The organism is Rhodococcus triatomae (genome assembly GCF_014217785.1).
Classification (GTDB): Bacteria; Actinomycetota; Actinomycetes; order Mycobacteriales; family Mycobacteriaceae; genus Rhodococcus_F; species Rhodococcus_F triatomae.
In genome coordinates, this window is sequence record NZ_CP048814.1 from 4,562,200 (window position 1) to 4,583,515 (window position 21,316).

The window sequence follows — 21,316 nt, forward strand, 5'->3', positions numbered from 1 at the left end:
TTACCCGAGAGACGAAACACGAAAGCTCGAGTCGTCCGGCCCCGGTTCGCGGGAGGGTGGTTCCGGGTCGAGGTTCGGTGCGATCGCCGCCAGGGGTTCGGGCGCCGTCATCGTCCAGTGCGTGGCCGCCACGCGATGCACTGCGAGGTCGCCGCCGACGTAGCCGGACCACGTCGCTTCCGGGTCGGGATGTTCCTCGCCGTCGGTTGCCGCCTCGAAGAACACGACGTCGCCCTCGAAGATGCCGGGCCGGTGGTCCAGCAGCAGGCCCGTGGTGCTCGTCGCTGCCGCGTGGATCCGTGACAGCTGATCGGCGGTGAGCCCGGCCAGCGGTCCACCGAGCCGCGCCAGTAGACGAGCGGCCTGTACCGGATCGAACGCCTCACTCTCCCCGCGTGCCTCGGCACCGGCGACCGTGGCGGCCACGTCCGGGTCCACCTCGTCCACGGAGGACAGGTCCACGCCGAATCCGGCGAGCATGTCGGCGGCACTCACGGTCGGTGCCCCGTACCGGGACTCGTCCACGTCCACGTAGCTGTCGAGGATGCCCAGGATCGCGACGTCCTCCCCCACTTCCTGGAACTGCACTGCCATCTCGTGCGCGATGACACCGCCCAGCGACCAACCCGCGAGGTGATACGGGCCGTGTGGCTGGATGGCCCGGATCTCCCGGATGTAGCGGGCGGCGTACTCCGCGATGCTCGCCGGGGCCGCTTCACCGGTCAGCACGGGCGACTGGAGCCCGTACAGCGGGCGGCTACTGCGCAGTTCGTGGCCGAGCCCGGCATAGCTCCACGCCAGTCCGAGGAAGGGGTGCACGCAGAACAGCGGCGCCTCTTCGCCTCTGGGGCGGATGGGCAGGAGCACCTCGAGCGCGGCACCGTTGTCGAGGGCACCGTCCGTCATCGACTGCTGCACGCGTTGCCCCAGCGACTGCGGGGTGGGGTCTGTGAACATCCACTGCAGCGGGAAAGCTGTTCCGAGCGTGGCACCGACGACGTTGACGACGCGGGTCGCCAACAGCGAGTTGCCGCCCAGGTCGAAGAAGTTGTCCAGGATGCCCACACGCTCGACACCGATCACTTCCGCGAAAGCAGTCGCTACGGCGTATTCGGCTGCCGTTCGGGGTGCGATGTATTCGGTGGTGCTGGAACCGATCTCGGGTTCGGGCAGGGCCTTGCGGTCGAGCTTGCCGCTCGCGTTGACCGGGAACCCGTCCAGCACCACGAAGTGGGTGGGGATCATGTACGACGGAACACGATGACCCAGATGAGAAGCCAGCGTCGAGGTATCGACATCACCAACCACATACCCGACCAGCGACTGCTCCCCCCGAGCGTCCGTGTGCACCGTGACCGCGGCCTGCGAAATGTCGTCGTGGACGAGGAGGGCGGCTTCGATCTCACCGAGCTCGATCCGCTGACCCCGCAACTTCACCTGGAAATCACTACGACCCAGATACTCGAGAGCACCATCAGCCCGCCGCTTGACCAAATCTCCCGTCCGATACATGCGAGCCCCCGAGGCATACGGGTTCGCCACGAACCGATCCGCCGTCAAATCCGGGCGAGAGACATACCCCTGCGCCAACTGGGCACCCGCAAGATACAGCTCACCGACCACACCCACCGGAACCGGACGCAACCGCGCATCCAACACATGCAACTGCGTATTCCACACCGGACGCCCGATCGGCACCGTATGCATCTCATCACCAGCGACCGGCCAATACGTCACATCCACCGCGGCCTCGGTCGGACCATACAAATTATGCAACTCGGCCGAGGGAAGAACCTCACCGAACCGGCGCGCATGATCGACCGACAACGCCTCACCCGAAGCGAACACCCGCCGCAACGACGAACACTCCCCTGCGGTGGATTCTGCAGTGAACACCGCCAACATCGACGGCACGAAATGCGCCGTCGTCACACCCTCACCACGAATCAGAGCAGCCAACGCCACCGGATCCCGATGCACATCCGGTGACGCCACCACCAACCGCGCACCGAACAACAACGGCCAGAACAACTCCCACACCGACACATCGAACGTCACCGGCGTCTTCTGCACCACCACATCACCAGAAGACAACCCATACTCCGACTGCATCCACAACAACCGATTCACAATCGCCCCGTGCGACACCGCCACACCCTTCGGACGACCCGTCGACCCCGACGTGAAAATCACATACGCCACATCCGACGACGACACCCACGGCAACTCGACATCCGTCAGAGGCGCCGACAACACCGCATCACTGTCGACATCGACCACCGGAACATCAGTGTCGACACGCACACCATCGGCACCCCGAATAAGCACCAACACCGGATCCGCGGTCTCGACAATATGACCGATCCGCTCGACCGGATGATCCGGATCCACCGGCACATACCCCGCACCCGCACGCTGAACCGCATACAACGCCACCAACATCTCCACCGACCGACGCATCGCCACAGCCACCAGAGAGCCCACCGTCACACCCGACCCCACCAGGAACCGAGCAAGCGCATCCACCCGCGCATCGAACTCCCCATACGACAGCGACACACCCTCGAACGTCACCGCAACACCACCCGGAAAACGCGACACCGCATCCGAGAACAACGACACCAGGGTCGCGTCCGGAAGCGCGACATCGGTCGCATTCTCAGCGGACAACACGGCATGTTCATCGGCGGCCACGAGGTCGATGTCACCCACCGGGAGACGAGTATCGGCAAGCGCTGTGTCGAGAATCGTGGCGAACCGGCCGGCGAACCTCGCGACCGTGTCCTCGTCGAACAGATCCGTCGCATACGTCCACTGCGCGGTCATGCCCTGCGGGACACCACTGTCGGAGAACTTCTCCACCAGCGTCAATTGCAGATCGAACTTCGCGAGGGGCACGTCGAAGTCGACACCGGCCACTTCGAGCTCGCCGAGCGTGAGTGTGGGCTGCTCGTGGTTCTGGAAGGTGAGCATGACCTGGAACAGCGGGTGCCGCCCGGTCGAACGCGGCGGGTCCAAGACCTCCACCAACCGCTCGAACGGCACATCCGCATGGGAGAACGCACCGAGATCGGCTCCTCGGACACGCTCGAGGATCTGCGCGAACGACGCCGAGGAATCGACCTGCGTTCGCAATACCAGCGTGTTGACGAACATACCGATCAGATCATCCAACTCACGCTCACCACGACCCGCCACCGGCGTACCGACCGCAATATCCGACGACCCCGACAACCGCGCCAACAACACCGACAACGCCGCATGAGCCACCATGAACACCGACGCACCCGACGACCGCGCCAACTCCCCCATCGCCACATGCACATCCGCGCCGATCTCCACATCGACCCGACCACCACGGAAAGACTGCGTCACCGGCCGAGGACGATCCACCGGCAACTCCAACTCCACCGGCACACCCTCGAGCACACCCCGCCAGAACCCGATCTGACGAGACACCAACGACCCCGGATCCGACTCCTCCCCCAACAACTCCCGCTGCCACAACGCATAATCCGCATACTGCACCGACAACGGAACCCACGACGGAACCCCACCCGACACCCGAGCCCCATACGCCGACATCACATCACGCACCATCGGACCCACCGACCAACCATCACCCGAAATGTGATGCACCACCACCGCCAACACATGCACCACACCCGGCGCATCCACCACCCGAAACACCCGCACCCGCACCGGAACCTCCGACGTCACATCGAAGCCCACCGAGAACAACCCCACCAGAGCCGACGACAGCTCCGACTCGGTGACGTCGGCATCGTCCACGCGCACGTGCGAGGCCGGGAGGATGATCTGTTGCGGTCCGTCGACGTCGTCGGGGTACACGGTACGGAGGGATTCGTGCCGGTCGAGCACGTCGACGAGAGCGGCGCGCAGCGCCGCCGTGTCGAGATCGCCGGTCAACCGGACGGCGACCGGGATGTTGTCGGCGGCTGACGTCGGATCGAGCCGGTTGAGGAACCACATCCGTTGCTGGGCAAGGGAGAGTGGCAGCCGCTCCGGCCGGTCTCCGGCGCGTAGGCGTGGCCGTACCGCGCCGTCCGACAACGCGTCGATCCTCGTTGCGAGTTCCGCGACGGTCGGTGACTCGAACAGGGTGCGCAGTTCGACGGGCTTCCCGAGTTCCTGGGTCAGCCGTGCGATGACGCGGGTGGCGACGAGCGAGTTCCCGCCGAGGTCGAAGAATCCACTGTCCGCGCCGACGCGATCGCGACCGAGAACCTCCGCGAAGGTGGTGGCCACGACGAGCTCGGTGTGAGTGGCCGGGGCACGATAGTCGCCGCCACCATCGAGTTCCGGTGCCGGAAGGGCGCGGCGGTCCAGCTTCCCGTTGGCGGACAGCGGCATCGACTCGAGAGCGACGACATGCTGCGGCACCATGTAGGCGGGGACCGACTCGGCGAGATGCGCCCGAATGTCGGCGGAGACCTCGCCGGCATCGCCGGACACACCCGCTCCGGAAACGTAGGCGACGAGCGACTGGTGTCCGTGCGGATCCGTGTGGACGGTGACGGCGGCCTGATCGACGGCGTGGTGAGACAGCAGCGCCGCCTCGATCTCGCCGAGTTCGATCCGGAAGCCACGCACCTTGACCTGGAAGTCCGCGCGCTCGAGATATTCGAGGACGAGGGTGCCGGTGGCCGTGTACCGCCACCGCACCAGGTCTCCGGTGCGGTAGAGGCGGCCACCCGCGGGGCCGTACGGGTCCGCGACGAAACGCTCGGCGGTGAGGTCCGTGCGCGCGAGGTATCCGCGGGCGAGTTGGTCGCCACCCAGATAGAGCTCCCCGGCGACGCCGACCGGGACCGGGCGCAGCCTGCTGTCGAGCACGAACGTCCGGGTGTTCCACTCCGGCACGCCGATGGGAACGGGCCCCACGTCCGCTGCACTGGTCTCCCAGTACGTGACGGACACGGCAGCCTCGGTCGGTCCGTACAGGTTGTGCAGTTCCACTCCGGTGTCGCCCATCGCGCGGTGGAACCGTTGCACGGTGTCGGACGGCAGATTCTCGCCGATGCACAGGACCCGCCGAAGCGACGGCTGTTCGGCGGCGGCCGGGGTCGCCAGGAAGGTATCGAGCAGCGACGGCACGAAGTGCGCGGTCGTGACGTGCTCGTCACGCATGAGCTGACCGAGGTATCCCGGGTCGCGATGTCCGTCGGGGCGGGCGATCACCAGGCGGGCGCCGGAGATCAACGGCCAGAAGAGTTCCCACACCGACAGGTCGAAGGTGATCGGAGTCTTCTGCACCAGGGCGTCGCCCGGGGCCAGCGGGTACCGGTGCTGCTTCCACCGCATCTGGTTGGCGACGGCCGCGTGCGAGACGGCGACGCCCTTGGGGCGGCCGGTCGATCCGGACGTGAAGATGACGTAGGCGACATTGTCCGGTGCCGCAGCGGTCGTGTGTTTCGGTGCCGGTTCGGGGAGCGTGCCGGCATCGTCGACGTGGAGCACCGGCAGGGACGGGTGGACGAACTCGTCCCGGGTGGTGGTGAGGACACAGAGCGGACGAGCGGCGTCCAGCACGTAGTCGGTGCGCTCCGCCGGGTGATCGAGGTCGATCGGCAGATACCCGCCTCCGGCGCGCAGGACGGCATGCATCGAGATCATCAGGTCGAGCGACCGGTGCATCGCGAGGGCCACCAGTACCTCGGGTCCCACTCCGATTCCGCGCAGTCGTGCCGCGAGGTCCTCGACGGACCGGTCGAACTGCGCATAGGTCAGTTCGATGCCTTCGAAGGAGAGGGCGACAGCGTCGGGGTACCGGGCGGCGGCCTCTCGGACCAGATCGGAGAGGGTGGCGTCGGGTAGCGGATGCGCGGTCTCGTTGACCTCGGTGAGCAGGGCGCGGTGTTCGTTCGGGGACAGCAGCTCGATCTCACCGATCGTGACCGCGGGATCGGTGACCACCGACGCCAGGATCCGCTCGAACCGCGCGACGAACTCGCGCACCGTGCGCTCGTCGAAGAGATCTCGCGCGTACGTCAGCTGCGCGGCGATGACGTCCGGCTCGCCACTGTCCGTGGTCCGCTCCGTGAGCGTCAGGTGCAGGTCGAAGTTCGACACATCCGCGTCGAGGTCCAGTCCCTCGACCGCGAGGTCGGGGAGCTCGAACCGTGTCTCGCCCAGGTTCTGGAACGACAGGGCGACCTGGAAGAGCGGATGGTAGGCGCTGGACCGGGTGGGGTTGAGAATCTCCACGAGCCGTTCGAACGGAAGTTCCGCATGGGCGAAGGCGTCGAGGGATACCGAGCGGGCCTGCGCGAGAAGCTCGGTGAACGATGCCGCTGCGTCGACGTCGGTGCGTAGCGCGAGGGTGTTGACGAACATGCCGACGAGGTCGTCGAGTTGCCGCTCACCGCGGCCGGCGATGGGCGCACCGATCGCGATGTCCCGTTCGCCGCTGAGACGAGCGAGAAGCACGGCGAACGCCGAGTGCATGACCATGAACAGCGAGGCCTGGTGCTCCCGGGAGATCTCGAGCAGTCGGCGGTGTGTGCGCGCGTCGATCGTGAAGTCGACGTGCCCACCGCGTCCGCTGGTGACGGGCGGCCGGGGGCGATCGGCCGGGAGTGACAACTGCTCGGGGAGCCCGGCGAGTGTCCTGGTCCAGTGCTCGATCTGCGCGGCGACCAGCGACTCCGGGTCGTCTTCCTCGCCGAGCGCCGAGCGTTGCCAGAGGCTGTAGTCGGCGTACTGGACCGGCAACGGCTCCCACGCAGGTGCCGTCCCTTCGCGCCGCGCCGCATAGGCCAGCATCACGTCGCGGGCGAGCGGTGCCAAGGACCATCCGTCGCCCGAGATGTGGTGGGCCACCAGGACGAACACGTAGCTGCTCTCGGTGACATCGGACTCGGTGACCGCGAAGAGGCGCACCCGCAGTGGGATCTCGGCGGTGACGTCGAAGCCGGCGGTCACGAACTCCGCGACGGTGCTCAGGAGATCTGCCTCGGCGACCTCGATCGGGCCCAGATCCGGTACCGCGTCACCGGCGTCGACGATCACCTGGTGGGGCCCCGCCTCCGAGTCGGGGAACAGGGTGCGCAGCGACTCGTGACGGTCGACGACGTCGGCGACGGCGGCGGTCAGCGCATCGACGTCGACCGTCCCGGTCATCCGCATCGCCACCGGCAGGTTGTAGGCGGGAGAGTCCGTGTCGAACTGGTTGAGGAACCACATCCGCTGCTGCGCGAGGGAGAGTGGGATCCGGTCCGGTCGCGGCTGCGGCTCGAGTGCCGGGATCCGGCGCGCCGAGGAGCCTCGGGTGGACACGAGAGTGGCGAGTTCGGCGACCGTCGGGTGCTCGAACACCTCGCGGACGCCGAGCCGCACGTGGAGTGCTCCGTCGATGCGTGAGACCACCTGGGTGGCGACGAGGGAGTTGCCGCCGAGTTCGAAGAAGCTGTCGTGCACGCCGACCTCGGGGACCGAGAGCAGTTCGACGAAGATGTCCGCGATCGCCTGCTCGGTTCCATCTCGTGGCGGAACGGAATCGCGAGTGGTGAACCGCGGCTCCGGGAGTGCCCGGCGGTCGAGTTTGCCCGCAGGGGTCAGCGGGAGGGCGTCGAGCACGGTCACCGACGCCGGAACCATGTAGCCGGGCAGTCGGCGGCCGAGGAAGCCGGTGACGTCCGTCGGATCGAGTTCGGTGCCGGGCCGCGGCAGCACGTAGGACACGAGTTGGGTGTGCCCGGCGGCGCCGTCGTGTCCGAGCGTGAGGGCGAAGTCGACGTCGGGGTGTTCGGTGAGCGCGGTGTCGATCTCACCGAGCTCGATGCGGAAGCCGCGGATCTTCACCTGGTGATCGGTACGGCCGACGAAGTCGAGGGAGCCGTCGGTCCGCCAGCGGACCAGATCGCCGGTGCGGTACATCGGTTCCCCGCCGGGACCGTACGGGTTGGCGACGAACCGTCCCGCCGTGAGCGTCGGGCGGCCGAGGTAGCCGCGCGCCAGTCCCGCGCCCGCGACGTACAACTCGCCGGGAACGCCGACCGGGACGGGGTGCAGCCGGGCATCGAGCACCAGCGCGGTCACGCCACGGCTGGGGCGGCCGATGCTCACGGGAAGACCCGGCACCAAGGGTGCGGTGATGGACGACATGATCGTCGCCTCGCTCGGGCCGTACGCATTGAACATCCGTCGTCCGGGAGCCCACCGGGCCACCAGTTCCGGTGGGCAGACGTCGCCGGCAACGACGACCGTGGCGACCTGTTCGAGGTCGCGGTGGTCGACGGACGCGAGCGCGGCAGGGGTCGAGAACGCGTGGGTGACACCTTCACTGTGCAGGAGTTCGGCGAGTTCGTCGCCGCCGTACACCGTCGGCGGTGCGATGACGATCGTCGCCCCGGCACTGACGGCCATGAGGATCTCGAACACGGAAGCGTCGAAACTCGGGGACGCGAAGTGCAGCGTCCGCGAGGTGGGGAGCACTCCGAGCACTTCGCGTTCGTCGGTGACGAGGCTCGCCACACCGGCGTGAGTGACCGCGACGCCCTTCGGCACGCCCGTGGATCCGGACGTGTAGATCACATAGGCGATCTGCCGGGGATGGGTCGGACCCATCCGGTCGCTGTCGGTGAGCGGGAGGGCGGACTCGGACGCCCAGTGCTGCCGCACCGAGGCGTCGTCCAGCGCGATCCACCGGATCACGCCGGGCAGGGACGCGACGTGCTCGGACATCGCGATACCGACCACGGCCCGGGAATCGGTGACCATGTGCGCGATCCGTTCGGCGGGGTAACCGGGATCGACGGGGACGAACGCGGCACCGGTCTTGGCCACCGACCACAGCGCGAGAACGGATTCGATCGAACGTGGCAGAGCGAGGGCGACACGCGATTCCGGGCCGACACCACGGTCCACGAGCATTCGTGCGAGCTGGTTCGATCGCTGGTCGAGCGCGCGGTAGGACATGCTCTCCGCGCCGCACCGGATCGCGACGGCGTCGGGGTCGACGCTCGCGCCGTCGACGAGGAGGTCTGCGAGCATCCGAGTGGGCGCGGCGGCCGCTCCGCGCCGGGTGGTCAGGTCGGCCCGCTCGTCGGCGTCGAGAAGGTCGACGTCGCCGACGGGACGTTCCGGGTGGCTGGCGACGGCGTCGAGAACTCGGACGAACCGTTCGGCGAGCGAACGGGCCGTGTCCGCGTCGAACAGGTCCGTGGCGTAGACGAGTTCGCCGTCGAGGCCGCCCTCCGCCGACTCGGTGAGGGTGAAATGCAGGTCGAACTTCGCGGTCGCGGTGTCGGCCGCGTGCGGCGTCGCTCGGACGTCCCCGAGCTGGATCTGCTCGACCGATGCCGGAGCCCCGAACCCGAGCGCCACCTGGAACATCGGGTGGTGCGATGTCGACCGGGTGGGATCGAGGATCTCGACGAGGCGTTCGAAAGGAATGTCCGCGTGGGCGAACGCATCGAGGTCGCTGTCCCTGGTGCGCGTGAGCAAGTCTGCGAAAGTCGTCGACGGCGCTACCTCCGTCCGCAGAGCGAGCGTGTTGACGAACATGCCGACCAGGTCGTCGAGGGCTCGGTCGCCGCGACCGGCGATGGCAGTGCCGATGGTGACGTCGGTGTTGTTCGCCAGCCGGCCGAGGAGCACCGCCAACGCCGCGTGCACCGTCATGAACGAGCTGGCACCCTGCGCGCGGCCGAGTTCGTCGAGCAGAGTGCGGGTGGGCGCGCCGACCGCGAAGTGCACCGAGCCACCCCGGTGTGAGGGGGTCGCGGGCCGGAGCCGGTCGGTCGGCAGCTCGAGCTGTCCGGGGGCGTCGGCGAGCCGGTCCGTCCAGTACGCGATCTGCCGGGCCGCGGCGCTCTCGGGATTCGCTTCGTCGCCGAGCATCTCGCGCTGCCACAGCGCGTAGTCGGCATACTGGATCTCGAGTTCGGGGAGCTCCGGCGTGGTGCCCTGCGCCCGAGCCGCGTATGCCGCGAGGATGTCTCGCACCAGCGGCTGAACGGACGCGCCGTCACCGCTGATGTGGTGCAGGACGAGCGCGAAGACGTAACTCTCCGCCCCGGTCGCGTAGAGGGCGGCCCGGACCGGAACGGTCTCGGACACGTCGAAGCCGCCGAGCACGAACTCCTCCAGGCGCGCGGTCAGGTCCGCGGCGTCGACGGAGACGACCGGAAGGCCCGGCCGTGCGCTCTCGGTATCGAGGATCACCTGGTGTGGGCCGGAGCCGTCGTCGGGGAAGACGGTGCGCAGACTCTCGTGCCGTTCGAGGACGTCACCCAGCGCTGTCTCCAGGGCGAGGACGTCGAGTGGTCCGGTCAACTCCACCACTGCGGGCAGGTTGTAGGCCGGGCTCGTGGTGTCGTACTGGTTGAGGAACCACATCCGCTGCTGCGCGGGTGACAACGGGATCCGCTCCGGGCGTTCCTGCTTCCTCAGTGGTATCCGGGCACCGGCCCCGTCTCCGGCGCGGAGGCGTCCGGCGAGGGCTTCGACGGTGGGATACTCGAACAGATCCCGCAGCGCGACATCGGTGTCGAGCGCGGTAGACAGACGTGCGATCACCTTGGTCGCGGACAGTGAGTTACCGCCCAGATCGAAGAAACTGTCGCCGGCACCGACCTGGTCGACACCGAGGACCTCGGCGAACACGGCCGCCACCGACTGCTCCGCCGTGGTGCGAGGTGCGATGTATTCGGTGGTGCTGGAACCGATCTCGGGTTCGGGCAGGGCCTTGCGGTCGAGTTTGCCGCTCGCGTTGACCGGGAACCCGTCCAGCACCACGAAGTGGGTCGGGATCATGTACGACGGAACACGATGACCCAGATGAGAAGCCAGCGTCGAGGTATCGACATCACCAACCAGATACCCGACCAGCGACTGCTCCCCCCGACCATCGGTGTGCACCGTGACCGCAGCCTGCTGCACGTTGTCGTGGGTGAGGAGGGCGGCTTCGATCTCACCGAGCTCGATCCGCTGACCCCGCAACTTCACCTGGAAATCCGAGCGACCCAGATACTCGAGAGCACCATCAGTACGGCGACGCACCAGATCACCCGTCCGATACATCCGTGCCCCCGAGGCATACGGGTTCGCCACGAACCGATCCGCCGTCAAATCCGGGCGAGAGACATACCCCTGCGCCAACTGGGCACCCGCAAGATACAGCTCACCCACCACACCCACCGGAACCGGACGCAACCGGGAATCGAGAACATGGACTCGCGTGCCCTCGTGGGGTCTTCCGATGGTCACGGCGCGGGAATCCAGGGCGAGGATCTCGGCAGAAGTGACATCGATGGCGGCCTCGGTCGGGCCGTACATATTGACCAGCGTTGCCGACGTCTCCTCGTGTACATGCCGGACGTTTTCGGGCGTGAGCGCTTCACCACCGCAGATGATGTACCGCAGCGTGGACAGTTGGTGGTTTGCCGCCGCGGCGAGGAACAGGGGCAGCATGGAAGGAACGAAGCCGACGACGGTGACGCCCTGCTCGTCGATCAAACGCGCGAGATAGACCGGGTCCCGGTGACCTTCGGGTTCGGTGATCACGACAGTGGCGCCGTGCTGTAGCGGCCAGAACACTTCGGATACGGATACATCGAAGGTGCTCGGCGCTTTCAGCAGAGTCGTGTCGTCGACGCCGATCGGGAACGACCCCTGCACGGACAGCATGCGGCTGACTACTGCCCCGTGAGTGACAGCGACACCCTTGGGGCGGCCTGTCGACCCCGAAGTGAAGATGACATAGGCGACGTCGGCCGGTGAGATCTCGACCCCCACCGGTGTGGACGGGCAGGCGGTCAGATCGACCGTGTCGACATCGATCACGACGGACGGCGCACCGACATCCGTGAAGTCTCCCGATCGGCCCACTACTGCCATCGGCTCTGTCACCGCGAAGATATGGGCGACGCGATCCGCGGGATGGTCCGGATCGACCGGAACATAGCCGGCGCCGACCTCGAGCACGGCATGAACTGCCACGACGAAGTCGACCGATCGACGAACTGATACTGCTACCAGCGCACCGGGCTGGACACCCGAGTCGACCAAGTGGTGAGCGAGCTGGTTCACGCGAGTGCTCAACTCGCCGTATGTGAGAGCTTCGCCCTCGAACACGACAGCGTTGTCCCGGAAGAATCTCGAGGAGGCATCCCGGAACAAGGAGACCAGCGTCGCGTCCGACTCCGGCACCTCAGGCGAATCGGCGAACGATTCCCACTCGGATGAGTCCAGCCATTCCACGTCTCCGACCGGGATACTGGTATCGGCGAGCATCTGCTCCAGCAACCGGCAGAACCGGGTCGCGAACCCGGCCACCGTGGCCTCGTCGAACAAGTCTGCCGCGTAGATCCATTGCATGGTCACGCCATCGGGCGTTCCGGCGTCGTCGAAGCGTTCGATCAGTCCGAGTTGCAGATCGAACTTGGCTATCGGGAGCGGGTTCTCCACCGGGACGATATCGAGATTGCCCAGCGCGAATCCAGTTGGTTCGAAGCTGTCGACCCCCATCATGACCTGGAACAGCGGGTGCCGCCCGGTCGAACGCGGCGGGTCCAAGACCTCCACCAACCGCTCGAACGGCACATCCGCATGCTCGAACGCGTTCAGATCCGTCTCACGCACCTGCGCCAACAGGTCCGCGAACGAGGCGCCACCGTCAACCTGCGTGCGGAGTACCAGCGTGTTGACGAACATACCGATCAGATCATCCAACTCACGCTCACCACGACCCGCCACCGGCGTACCGACCGCAATATCCGACGACCCCGACAACCGCGCCAACAACACCGACAACGCCGCATGAGCCACCATGAACACCGACGCACCCGACGACCGCGCCAACTCCCCCATCGCCACATGCACATCCGCGCCGATCTCCACATCGACCCGACCACCACGGAAAGACTGCGTCACCGGACGCGGACGATCCACCGGCAACTCCAACTCCACCGGCACACCCTCGAGCACACCCCGCCAGAACCCGAGCTGACGAGACACCAACGACCCCGGATCCGACTCCTCCCCCAACAACTCCCGCTGCCACAACGCATAATCCGCATACTGCACCGACAACGGAACCCACGACGGAACCCCACCCGACACCCGAGCCCCATACGCCGACATGACGTCGGCGGCCAAGGGACCGAACGACCAGCCGTCGGCGGCGATGTGATGGAGAACCAGCACGAGAATGTGCTCGGAGCGGCTTTCCCGGAACACGGTGCCACGTAGAGGTACCTCGTGTGCGAGGTCGAACCCGCGCGCCACGAACTCGGCGATGCGCGCCTCGAGCGCATCGTCCGCACGGACCGGGGTCGCATCGAGGTGGACGGACTCGGCGGGCAGCACCACCTGATGCGCGAGACCGTCGGCACTCGGGTACACGGTGCGGAGTGTCTCGTGGCGTTCCACGACGTCCATCAGCGCGGCGTGGAGCATCGGCACGTCGATCCGGCCGGACAGGCGCAGGACGAGCGGGACGTTGTAGGCCGCCGATTCCGGGTCGAGACGGTTGAGGAACCACATCCGTTGCTGGGCAGGAGACAGCGGCACCTGTTCGGGACGCGGACGCGCGATCAGCGGCAGCCGCTCCGTCTGTGGGACGTCACCCAGTGCGGCGGCGAGGCCCCCGACGGTCGGATGATCGAAGAGGGTGCGCACGGAGACACGCGTGCCCTGGGCCTCGCCGATTCGGGAGACCACCTGGGTGGCGGACAGCGAGTTGCCGCCGAGTTCGAAGAAGTTGTCGTCCAGCCCGATCGGCTGCTCGGTGCCGACCACGTCCGCGAACGCGGTGGCGACGGCGATCTCGAGGGCCGTGGCGGGGGCCCTGAACCGGGAGGTTCGGGTGAACACGGGCTCCGGGAGACGAGCGCGGTCGAGCTTGCCGACGGGGGTGCGGGGAATCTCGTCGAGAACAGTCACCGACGACGGCACCATGTGGGCGGGCAGTGCGGCGGCGGCGAAGTCGACCAGTTCGTCGACGTCGACGGTTGCTCCGGCGGCCGGGCGTACGTAGGAGACCACCACCGTGGCCCCGCTATCCGGGGTGTGGGTGAGCGTGGTGGCGAAGCCGACCGCCGGGTGTGCTGCCAGCGCCGCGTCGATCTCGCCGAGTTCCACGCGCAGGCCGCGGATCTTGACTTGGAAGTCGCTGCGGCCCACGTATTCGACGACGAACTCGCCGTCGGATCTGGTGGCCCACCGCACGACGTCGCCGGTGCGGTACATCCGCTCCCCCGGTTCGCCGAGGGGATGGGCGACGAACCGCTCGGCGGTCAGTGCGAAACGCCGATGATAGCCGCGGGCCAGGGCGGGCCCGGCGACATACAGTTCGCCGGTCACTCCCACGGGGACCGGTCGCAGACGTTCGTCGAGGACGAGCGCGGAGACTCCGCGCAACGGTCCGCCGATGGTGTCGGGTCCCTGCACCGAGACCTCGTCGCTGATGGCGACCATCATGGAGGCCTCGGTGGGGCCGTAGCCGTTGAAGAGGCGCCTGCCGGGAGCCCACACCCGGGCCAGATCGGCACCCCACGCCTCGCCGCCGACAACGACGCAGCCGAACTCGTCGAGCCCGGTCGGGTCGACCGAGGCGAGCGCGGCCGGAGTGACGAACGCGTGCGTCGCGCGGCGACGACGGATGAGATCGGCGAGCTCGGGCCCGCCGAACACGTCCTCCGGCGCGACGACCAGCGCCGCACCGGCTCCCGCCGCGAGCAGGTACTCCAGCACCGACGCATCGAAGCTCGGGGACGCGACGTGCAGAACCCGCGAGTGGGAGGTCACGCCGTAGCGCTGCCTCTGTTCCTCGGAGAAGTTCGCCAGGCCGGAATGGGTGACGGCAACGCCCTTGGGCAGGCCCGTGGAACCGGACGTGTAGATCACGTAGGCGGTCTGGGTGGGCAGCACCGGGGAGGTGCGTTCCGCGTCTGTCACCGCATCCGACGGACGCGCGGAGATGAGCGATTCGGTACCGGCGTCGTCGAGGACGATCCATCGCATCGTGTCCGGCAGCGCGGCCCGATGCGCCCGGACGGTGAGGCCGACCGTGGGAGCGGAGTCGTCGATCATGTGGGCGATCCGGTCGGCCGGGTAGCGCGGATCCACCGGAACGAATGCGGCGCCCGTCTTCGCCACCGCCCATACGGCGGTGACGGATTCCAGCGAGCGTGGCACCGCGATCGCCACGAAGGTCTCGGGACCGACGCCGGCGGCGATCAGCTCGCGAGCGAGGCGGTTGGTGTGCGTATCCAGCTCCCCGTAGCCGACGACGTGCTCGTTCTCTTCCCGGCCGTGGACGACGGCCGGCGCCGAAACGTCGGATGCCGCGGCGGCGAAAATCTCCGGGAGGGTGCGGGTGGGTTCACCGCTCGGCCCGTGCACCGGTGCCAGGGCAGAGAACTCGGAGTCGTCGAGCAGGGCGATATCGCCCACAGCCCGTTCCGGCTGCTCCGTGACGGAGTGGAGCAGTCGACGGAAGCGCTCGGTCACGGTCCGTACCGTGGCCTCGTCGAACAGATCGGTCGCGTAAGTGATCTCGGCACGGATACCGTCAGCCGTCCCGTCCGCGCCGAAACGTTCCGCGAGAGTGAACTGCAGGTCGAACTTCGCGACACCGGGATCGACGTCCTCGACCCGTACGGCGACGTCGGCCATCTCGAATGCCGTCGGCATCGAGTCCTGCATCGAGATCGCCACCTGGAACAGCGGATGCCGCGACCGAGACCGTGCGGGGTCGGCCGCCTCCACGACGCGCTCGAACGGAACGTCCGCGTGCGCGAACGCATCGAGCGCCGCATCGCGGCTGCGGGCGAGGTGTTCGGCGAACGTCTGGGAACCTACGACCGGAGTGCGGATCGCGAGAGTGTTGACGAACATGCCGACCAGCTCGTCGAGCCGGCGGTCGCCACGTCCGGCGACGGGAGTGCCGATGACGACGTCGTCGGTCGCGGAGAGGCGGCCGAGCAGCGTAGCGAGCGCCGCGTGGACGACCATGAAGGTGGTCGCGCCGTGATTCCGCCCCAGTTGGACGAGCGCACCGTGCAGTGAGGCGTCGAGATCGAACGCGACGGTGGCTCCCCGATAGGTGGACTCCGCGGGCCGGGGGCGGTCGGTCGGCAGCCGCAGTTCCTCGGGCGCGCCTGCCAACTGGTCCGCCCAGAAGGCGAGTTGCTCGCGGCCGAGCGACTCGGGATCGGTCTCGTCACCGAGGAGGCGCTGTTGCCACAGCGCGTAGTCGGCGTACTGGACGGGCAGGGACTGCCATTCGGGCCTGCGGTGGGCGGTCCGGGCAGCGTACGCCGAGACGATGTCGCGAGCCAGTGGTCCGAACGACCAGCCGTCCGCCGCGATGTGGTGGAGCACGATCGTGAGCAGGTACTCGCCGGAGTCGAGTCGGTACAGCGTCGACCGCACCGGGAGCTCGTGTGTCACGTCGAATCCGCGAGTGGCGAAGTCGGTGAGTCGAGCTTCGAGGTGATCGTCGTGGACGTCCACGACGTCGAGCGCGGCCGCGGCATCGGCTACCGGGACGATGACCTGGACCGGACGGCCGTCCCGCTCCGGGAACACCGTGCGCAGGGATTCGTGCCGTTCGAGCACGTCACCGAGGGCAAAGGTGAGCGCCGCGATGTCCAGGTCGCCGGAGAAGCGCACTGCGAACGGGAGGTTGTAGGTGGCGGAGTCGGTGTCGAACCGGTTCAGGAACCAGATCCGTTGCTGGGCAGCGGAGAGTGGAATGTCGTCCGGCCGCTCGAGGGCAGCGAGTTCGGGACGGGTCCGAACGCGTCCTGCGCGTGCCAGTAGTCGTCCGGCGAGGGCTTCGACGGTGGGGTACTCGAACAGATCCCGCAACGCGAGATCGGTGTCGAGCGCGGTAGACAGACGTGCGATCACCTTGGTCGCGGACAGTGAGTTGCCGCCCAGATCGAAGAAACTGTCGCCGGCACCGACCTGGTCGACACCGAGGACCTCGGCGAACACGGCCGCCACCGACTGCTCCGCCGTGGTGCGAGGTGCGATGTATTCGGTGGTGCTGGAACCGATCTCGGGTTCGGGCAGGGCCTTGCGGTCGAGCTTGCCGCTCGCGTTGACCGGGAACCCGTCCAGCACCACGAAGTGGGTGGGGATCATGTACGACGGAACACGATGACCCAGATGAGAAGCCAGCGTCGAGGTATCGACATCACCAACCACATACCCGACCAGCGACTGCTCCCCCCGAGCGTCCGTGTGCACCGTGACCGCGGCCTGCGAAATGTCGTCGTGGACGAGGAGGGCGGCTTCGATCTCACCGAGCTCGATCCGCTGACCCCGCAACTTCACCTGGAAATCACTACGACCCAGATACTCGAGAGCACCATCAGCCCGCCGCTTGACCAAATCTCCCGTCCGATACATGCGAGCCCCCGAGGCATACGGGTTCGCCACGAACCGATCCGCCGTCAAATCCGGGCGAGAGACATACCCCTGCGCCAACTGGGCACCCGCAAGATACAGCTCACCGACCACACCCACCGGAACCGGACGCAACCGCGCATCCAACACATGCAACTGCGTATTCCACACCGGACGCCCGATCGGCACCGTATGCATCTCATCACCAGCGACCGGCCAATACGTCACATCCACCGCGGCCTCGGTCGGACCATACAAATTATGCAACTCGGCCGAGGGAAGAACCTCACCGAACCGGCGCGCATGATCGACCGACAACGCCTCACCCGAAGCGAACACCCGCCGCAACGACGAACACTCCCCTGCGGTGGATTCTGCAGTGAACACCGCCAACATCGACGGCACGAAATGCGCCGTCGTCACACCCTCACCACGAATCAGAGCAGCCAACGCCACCGGATCCCGATGCACATCCGGTGACGCCACCACCAACCGCGCACCGAACAACAACGGCCAGAACAACTCCCACACCGACACATCGAACGTCACCGGCGTCTTCTGCACCACCACATCACCAGAAGACAACCCATACTCCGACTGCATCCACAACAACCGATTCACAATCGCCCCGTGCGACACCGCCACACCCTTCGGACGACCCGTCGACCCCGACGTGAAAATCACATACGCCACATCCGACGACGACACCCACGGCAGAACCAGAGAAGAATCCACCCCCGACAGATCCACCCCACCCACATCGACCACAGACGCCGACGTCGGCACTGTCAGCGCGTCCTCCCCACGCACCAACACCAACACCGGATCAGCGGTCTCGAGAATATGACCGATCCGCTCGACCGGATGATCCGGATCCACCGGCACATACCCCGCACCCGCACGCTGAACCGCATACAACGCCACCAACATCTCCACCGACCGACGCATCGCCACAGCCACCAACGACCCCGGCACCACACCCACACCGATCAGATGACGCGCCAACGCATCCACCCGCGCATCGAACTCCCCATACGACAGCGACACACCCTCGAACGTCACCGCAACACCACCCGGAAAACGCGACACCGCATCCGAGAACAACGACACCAGGGTCGCGTCCGGAAGCGCGACATCAGTCGCATTCTCAGCGGACAACACGGCATGTTCATCGGCGGCCAGAATGTCGATGTCACCCACGGGAACGGAGGTGTCGGCGACGACTGCTTCGAGAAGGCGAAGGAATCGGTCCGCGAATCGGCGGACGGTCGCGTGGTCGAACAGATCTGCGGCATAGCCGAACTGGGCGAAGACGCCGTCCGCGGCGCCGTCACTGTCCCTGCGTTCGGCCAGGGTGAGGCTCAGGTCGAACTTGGCCACGTCGATCACGCTGTCGAGCTGCTCGACAGTGAGGGAGCCCAGTTCGAGGCTCGGCTGTTCGTGGTTCTGGAGTGTGAGCATGACCTGGAACAGCGGGTGCCGCCCGGTCGAACGCGGCGGGTCCAGGACCTCCACCAACCGCTCGAACGGCACATCCGCATGCGCGAACGCGTTCAGATCCGCCTCGCGTGCCTGCTCCAACACATCCGCGAACGAGGCGCCACCGTCAACCTGCGTCCGCAACACCAGCGTGTTGACGAACATACCGATCAGATCATCCAACTCACGCTCACCACGACCCGCCACCGGCGTACCGACAGTGATGTCCGACGACCCGGTCAGCCGGGACAGTAGCAGGGCGAGTACGGAGTGCATGACCATGAAGAAGGAAGCGCCTCGGGCACGTCCCAGTTCGGTGAGGGCGCGGTGCAGTTCTCGCGAGATCTCGACGTCGTGATGTCCTCCACGGAAGGACTGTGTCATCGGCCGAGGGCGATCCACCGGCAACTCCAACTCCACCGGCACACCCTCGAGCACACCCCGCCAGAACCCGAGCTGACGAGACACCAACGACCCCGGATCCGACTCCTCCCCCAACAACTCCCGCTGCCACAACGCATAATCCGCATACTGCACCGACAACGGAACCCACGACGGAACCCCACCCGACACCCGAGCCCCATACGCCGACATCACATCACGCACCATCGGACCCACCGACCAACCATCACCCGAAATGTGATGCACTACCACCGCCAACACATGCACCACACCCGGCGCATCCACCACCCGAAACACCCGCACCCGCACCGGAACCTCCGACGTCACATCGAAGCCCACCGAGAACAACCCCACCAGAGCCGACGACAGCTCCGACTCGGTGACGGTCTGGACCGGCGATACGGGAGTGATGGAGCCGGCGTCGAGGATCAGTTGCCGTGCTTCACCGTCGATCTCGGGATATACGGTGCGTAGCGATTCGTGGCGTGCCAGGACATCCGAGACCGCTGTGGACAGGGCTTCGACGTTCAGGTCTCCGGTGAACCTCACACCGAAGGGCAGGTTGTAGGCGGCCGACTCGGGATCGAGCCGGTTGAGGAACCACATCCGCTGCTGGGCGGCGGACAGCGGAAGCACCTCGGGTCGGTCGCGGCGGGCGAGCACGGGTCGTGCCGAATCCCCCGGGCCGGTCGAGGGCTGCCCCGCCGCAGCCGCGACAGCGGCCACCGTCGGGTTCTCGAACAGATCGCGCACGGCGAACTCGGCACCGAACTGCGCCCGGACCCGGGCAACGACGCGGGTCGCGCTCAGCGAGTTTCCACCGAGATCGAAGAAGCTGTCCTCGGCTCCGATCCGCTCCAGGCCGAGTACCTCGGCGAACACCTCGGCCACCGCATGCTCTGCATCGGTGCGGGGCGCGACGTATTCGGCGGTCTCGGCGCTGAACTCGGGTGCGGGCAACGCCTTCCGGTCGAGCTTTCCACTCGCGTTGAGCGGGAACTCGTCCAGTACGGTCACGACCGACGGCAGCATGTAGACGGGGAGCTTCTCACCCGCATGGGTACGGAGTTCCGCGGGAGTGACCGAGGATCCGGCCACCACGTATGCGACGAGATGGTCCCCGGTCGCGTCGTCGGAGTGCACGAGAACGGCGGCGCCGGTGACGGCGGGGTGCGCGCGGAGTACGGCCTCGATCTCGCCCAGTTCGATCCGCTGACCGCGGAACTTGACCTGGAAGTCGGTACGGCCGATGTATTCGAGAGCGCCGTCCGACCGGCGCCGGACGAGGTCGCCGGTGCGGTACATCCGGGTGCCGGGATCACCGTGTGGATCGGCGACGAACCGATCCGACGTCAGGTCCACCCGTCCCAGGTACCCGCGGGCCAGCTGGACGCCTCCGAGGTAGAGCTCGCCGGGAACTCCCACCGGTACGGGGTGCAGTCGCGAATCGAGCACGTAGAGCCGGGTGTTCCACTCGGGCACTCCGATGGGAACCGTTACGGTGTCGGCCTCGGTGGTTTCCCAGTACGTGACGGACACGGCGGCCTCGGTGGGGCCGTACAGGTTGTGCAACCCGGCGGCCCAGCGTTCACGGAACAGCTCGGCGGTGCGCGGCGGCAGTGCCTCGCCGATCACCAACACGTGCCGGAGCGTGGCGCAGGTCGACTCGGGTGCTTCCGCGACGAACACGTCGAGCATCGACGGCACGAAGTCCGTAGCCGTCACCCCGAAGCGGTCGATGGTGCGGGCCAGGTACTCGGGGTCGCGGTGGCCGTCGGCGGTGGCGAGCACGACGGTCGACCCCACCTGGTGTGGCCAGAAGTAGCCCCACACCGACACGTCGAAGGTGGTCGCCGTCTTCTGCAGGTAGACGTCGGCCGGGGTCAGCCGGTACTCGGACTGGATCCAGGCCAGCTGGTTCACGATGGCCCGGTGGGTGACGGCCACGCCCTTGGGCTTTCCGGTGGAACCGGACGTGTAGATGACGTACGCCGCGTTGTCCGCGCGCAAGGGTGCGAGGCGGTCGGCGTCCGTGACCGGTTCGTCGCCGAAC

The 21,316-nt window shown here is 67.1% G+C and carries 1 protein-coding gene (cut by a window edge); it reads right to left on the reverse strand.

Annotated features, from left to right (window positions below; translation table 11 throughout):
* Nucleotides 1–21,316, reverse strand: partial view of a non-ribosomal peptide synthetase gene (locus G4H71_RS21535; protein WP_246442712.1) — the 3' portion only. 8,123 nt of this gene lie beyond the right edge of the window; the window shows 21,316 of its 29,439 coding nt (coding positions 8,124–29,439); its start codon lies beyond the right edge, outside the window — the gene reads right to left on this strand; the stop codon is at nucleotides 1–3.